4 protein-coding genes are annotated in these 4,225 nt (G+C 73.1%); 2 read left to right on the plus strand and 2 right to left on the minus strand.

Annotation, left to right across the window (positions count from 1 at the left end; all coding sequences use genetic code 11):
* Positions 1-89: 89 nt before the first annotated feature.
* On the minus strand, positions 90-1,238 hold the full coding sequence (locus ACFXA3_RS37160) for an adenosine deaminase (RefSeq protein WP_385194725.1): 1,149 nt from the start codon (positions 1,236-1,238) through the stop codon (positions 90-92).
* A 113-nt stretch (positions 1,239-1,351) separates the two neighbouring features.
* Here ACFXA3_RS37160 and ACFXA3_RS37165 point away from each other — a divergent pair, with 113 nt between their 5' ends.
* Both ACFXA3_RS37165 and ACFXA3_RS37170 read left to right on the plus strand, forming a co-directional pair.
* Complete coding sequence (locus tag ACFXA3_RS37165; protein ID WP_385194728.1) at positions 1,352-2,083, plus strand: alpha/beta hydrolase; 732 nt, start codon at positions 1,352-1,354, stop codon at positions 2,081-2,083.
* A gap of 113 nt (positions 2,084-2,196) precedes the next feature.
* Entirely contained in the window at positions 2,197-2,565 is a 369-nt protein-coding gene (locus ACFXA3_RS37170) for a cupin domain-containing protein (RefSeq protein WP_385194731.1), read from the plus strand.
* A gap of 33 nt (positions 2,566-2,598) precedes the next feature.
* On the opposite strand, the gene ACFXA3_RS37175 is transcribed toward ACFXA3_RS37170, so the two are convergent.
* A complete protein-coding gene (locus ACFXA3_RS37175) occupies positions 2,599-4,059 on the minus strand; it encodes a CehA/McbA family metallohydrolase (protein WP_385194733.1) in 1,461 nt (486 codons plus the stop codon).
* Positions 4,060-4,225 lie beyond the last annotated feature (166 nt).

The raw sequence follows: 4,225 nt of genomic DNA on the forward strand, positions 1-4,225 counted from the left end.
AACACACACCCACACAAAAAAAAACTCAAACTTAAAACCCCCCCGGTCTTTTTTCAGACCGGGCCCCCTTCCTTATGTCATGTACTGACCTAGGCCGACACGGAACCGCTGGTCGAAGCGGTCTGCTGGAACAGCCATTCCGACTTCAGCTCCGCATAACCGGGCTTGATGACCTCGTTGATCATGGCCAGTCGTTCATCGAAAGGAATGAACGCGGACTTCATCGCATTGACCGTGAACCACTGCATGTCGTCGAGCGTGTAGCCGAAGGCGTCGACCAGGTGCTCGAACTCGCGGCTCATGCTGGTGCCGCTCATCAGGCGGTTGTCGGTGTTGACCGTCAGCCTGAAGTGCAGCTTCCGCAGCAGACCGATCGGGTGCTCGGCGTACGAGGCGGCCGCGGCGGTCTGCAGGTTCGAGGTGGGGCACATCTCCAGGGGGATGCGCTTGTCCCGGACGTACGAGGCCAGCCGGCCCAGCTTCACCGAACCGTCGGCGGCGACCTCGATGTCATCGATGATCTTCACGCCGTGGCCCAGGCGGTCGGCACCGCACCACTGCAGGGCCTGCCAGATCGACGGCAGGCCGAAGGCCTCGCCCGCGTGGATGGTGAAGTGGTTGTTCTCGCGCTTGAGGTACTCGAACGCGTCCAGGTGGCGGGTGGGAGGGAACCCGGCCTCGGCTCCGGCGATGTCGAAGCCGACCACGCCGTTGTCCCGGTAGCGGTTGGCCAGCTCGGCGATCTCCAGCGCACGGGCGGCGTGGCGCATCGCGGTGAGCAGGGCGCCGACGCGGATGCGGTGGCCGTTGGCCCTGGCGCGGCGCTCGCCCTCGCGGAAGCCGTCGTTGACCGCCTCGACGACCTCTTCGAGGGTCAGGCCGGCTTCCAGGTGCTGCTCGGGGGCGTAGCGGATCTCGGCGTACACGACGCCGTCCTCGGCCAGGTCCTCGGCGCACTCGGCGGCGACCCGGAACAGGGCCGCCTTCGTCTGCATGACGGCGCACGTGTGCGCGAACGTCTCCAGGTAGCGCGGCAGGGAGCCGGAGTCGGCGGCTTCCAGGAACCAGATCCCGAGCTTGTCGGCGTCGGTCTCGGGGAGGTTCTCGTAACCGACCTCGCGGGCCAGCTCGATGATGGTCCCGGGCCGCAGTCCGCCGTCGAGGTGGTCGTGGAGCAGCACCTTCGGGGAGCGGCGGATCTGGTCCGGGGTCGGCAGGTTGGGAGTCTCGCTCGTCATCCGGGCACTCTACTCCTACGCGCGTAGAGCCGCGCGGTGGCGACGGGCGTCGATACGTAACAGAGACCGTACGGACGGGTCGCGTACACCTGTCAGTCTGAGACTGTTCCGCCATGGCACAGCATGCGCCGCCGGCGCGCGGGGCCCGCCTGGGGCGGGCGGCCGGCGCGAACGGCTCTCAGTCGACGGGCAGCACGGTCAACGGAGTGGTCCTCCTGCTCCCCGGGGCGTCCAGATGGTCCCCCGGTCCGGTGCGCCCGCTCGCGCGGGCCCTGGTCCGGGCGGGCGGGGCGGACGGCCTGGTGGCGCACACGGTGCTGCACACCAGGGGGGCCTGCCGCGAGGACGACGCCCGGTGGGCGGCGGACGAGGTGCTGCGCAGGTACGGGGACGTGCCGGTGTGCCTGGCCGGGTACGACGCGGGCGGCCGGGCCGCGCTGCGGGCCGCGGGCCACGACGCCGTCAACTCGGTGCTCGCGCTCGCCCCTTCCTTAGGCGAGGTGAGCGCGGCGGACTCCCCGGAACCGGTGAAACAGCTGTCGGGGCGGCAGGTGCTGATCGTGCACGGGACGAACGACGCGAGCAGCGATCCCGAAGCATCGTTTCGGCTGGCGGCGCGGGCGAAGAAGGCGAACCGCTCCACGTGCCGGTTCGAGGTGCACTCGGACGGGCACCGGCTGCGCGAGTTCCAGGCGGAAGTCGTGGCGCTGTCCGTGGATTTCGTCCTGGGGGCGATGTTCTCGGGCCGGTATTCGCGGCCGGTGACGGACGCGCTGGCGGCGCCGCCGCCGCTGGGGCTGCGGATGCCGCTCGCCTCCGGCTTCGGGCGTTCGCTGCGGGGCTGAACGGCAGGTCCCCGCGGGGGTTTCACGGGCCGTGCGCGGGGGTGATGGCCGGTTCGCCCGAGCGTAGAGTGAGGAGTGCACTCGGGGCTCTTCTCCGCGGGAGGCGATGCGGCATGGCCGGGATCGTGCGCAGGAGCTTCGACCAGGCGGACGAGACCCGTCCGTTCCAAGACGGCAAGGGCAGGCTCGACGTCATCGAGACCGGGGGCGGCACGGTGGGCCGCGCGGTCTTCGAACCGGGCTGGCGCTGGTCGGAGCACATCAAGCCGCTGGCCGGCACGGACAGCTGCCAGGCGGCGCACACGGGATACGTGGTGAGCGGCCGCATCAAGGTCGTCATGGACGACGGGGCCAGCGAGGAGTACGGCCCCGGCGACTTCATGCAGATCGATCCGGGGCACGACGCCTGGGTCCTGGGCGACGAGCCGTGCGTCGCCCTCGACTGGACCGGCTACGGCACCTACGCGAAGCCGGCCTCCTGACCTCCCCGCCGCTCCGCACCCCTCCCCGCCGGCTCAGCCGACGGGGAGCCACACCGGGTTCGTGAACGCCGCCAGGGCGCCCGGGAGCGGCGGCGCCGTGGCGGGATGGCGGGCCTCGGCCCGGACGTAGGCCGAGCGCGCGGGCGTGGTGTGCCACTCCAGGGTGGCACCGGCCGGAGCCGTGACGGCCTGGCCCTGGTCGGTGATCAGCCGCAGTTCGCCGTCCGGGACGCCCGTGACCGTGAGCCGGACCAGCACGTCCGCGTCGGGGGCGACCCGCAGGCACTCGCCGATGCCGGCGTGTTCCCCGCGCCCGCCGACCGCCTCGAAGGCGACCGTCACCCGTGCGGATTCCGCGCCGTAGGCCCGGCCGGCACGCAGCCCGGCGAGGACGGCCTGCCGGGTGAGGTCCTCGGCGAGGACCGCGGTCTGGGGGCCGCCGATGCGGTCCGGGTCCCGGTGGAAGTCGCTGTTCGCCACGGCCGGCAGCCACCGCTCTGCGTCGGCGCCGCGCAGGGTGGCGTCCCAGGAGGCCAGGGAGACCTCGTCGTCCGGGGTCCAGGGGCCGTTCCACACCTCCACGGCGTCGGCCTCGCCGAAGCCGAACTTCCAGGCGCAGCCGATGCAGGTGGCGTGCGGGTGGGCGGGCACGACGAGGCCGCCCGCGCTGCGGATCGTACGGGCGAACCGGCCGAAGCGGCCTTCGCGCGCCCGGTAGCGCCAGTCGACGAAGGTGCCCGGGTCGGTGCCGACGGCCAGGACGTGCCCGGTGCGGGTGGTGATCTCCTCGCCGGTCAGGACCAGCAGGTCCGGCGGGACCGCGTCGGCCCAGGCGGCGTGCGCGCTGTGGGTGTTGTGCTCCGAGGAGTTGATGAAGTCCAGGCCCGCCTCGCGGGCCAGGACCGCGATCTCGGCCGGGGTGCGCCGCCCGTCGGAGTGCACGGAGTGGACGTGGCAGTCGCCGCGGTACCAGGCCCGGCCGCGGCCCCGGGCCCGCAGGGGCGGGTACGCGGGGCGGGGTGCGGGGCCCGGCGTCCCGAAGGTGAACCGTGCGGTGATCTCGTACGGGAGTCCCTGCGGGGCCACGGTGTACGGGCCCAGCAGCAGGTGCCAGCGGCCGGCGCCGACCGGGCCGGGCAGGTAGCCGGGGGTGGCGTCGTCGGAGCGCAGGAAGAACTCGCTGCGGGCGCCGCCGGACCAGCCGCGGAAGCCGCGGCCGCCGAGGGCGGTGCCGTGCTGGTCGAAGATGCCGATGTCGAGGGCGTTGCCCGGGGTGCCGGGCGGTACGGGCGGTTTCCCGTACGTGTAGGACACCCCCAACTCGCGGACGCCGGGCGGTACGTCGAGCGGTACCTCGACGTAGTCCGGGGCGCCCGCCGGGATGGTGCCGCGCAGGACGCGGGTGTCCGGGGTGGGGGCGGAGACGTGCGGGGCGGTGGCTGCGGCGGCGGTGCTCGCGCCGCTCGCCAGGAGTTCACGTCGCGTGAGGGCCATCCCTCCACGGTGGCCCCGGTACGTGAATCCCGCGTGAATCGGGGGTGAGGGGTCCTGCCCGCCCGGGCGGTGCCGCGGGCCGGGCCGCGCTGCGGGGCGGGCCGCGGCGGCGCGGGGGGCGGCGAGTGCCGGGGCGGGGGGGGCCCAAAACCCCCGCGGGGGCGCG

This window comes from Streptomyces sp. NPDC059456 (assembly GCF_042750055.1).
In the GTDB taxonomy this organism is placed as follows: Bacteria; Actinomycetota; Actinomycetes; order Streptomycetales; family Streptomycetaceae; genus Streptomyces.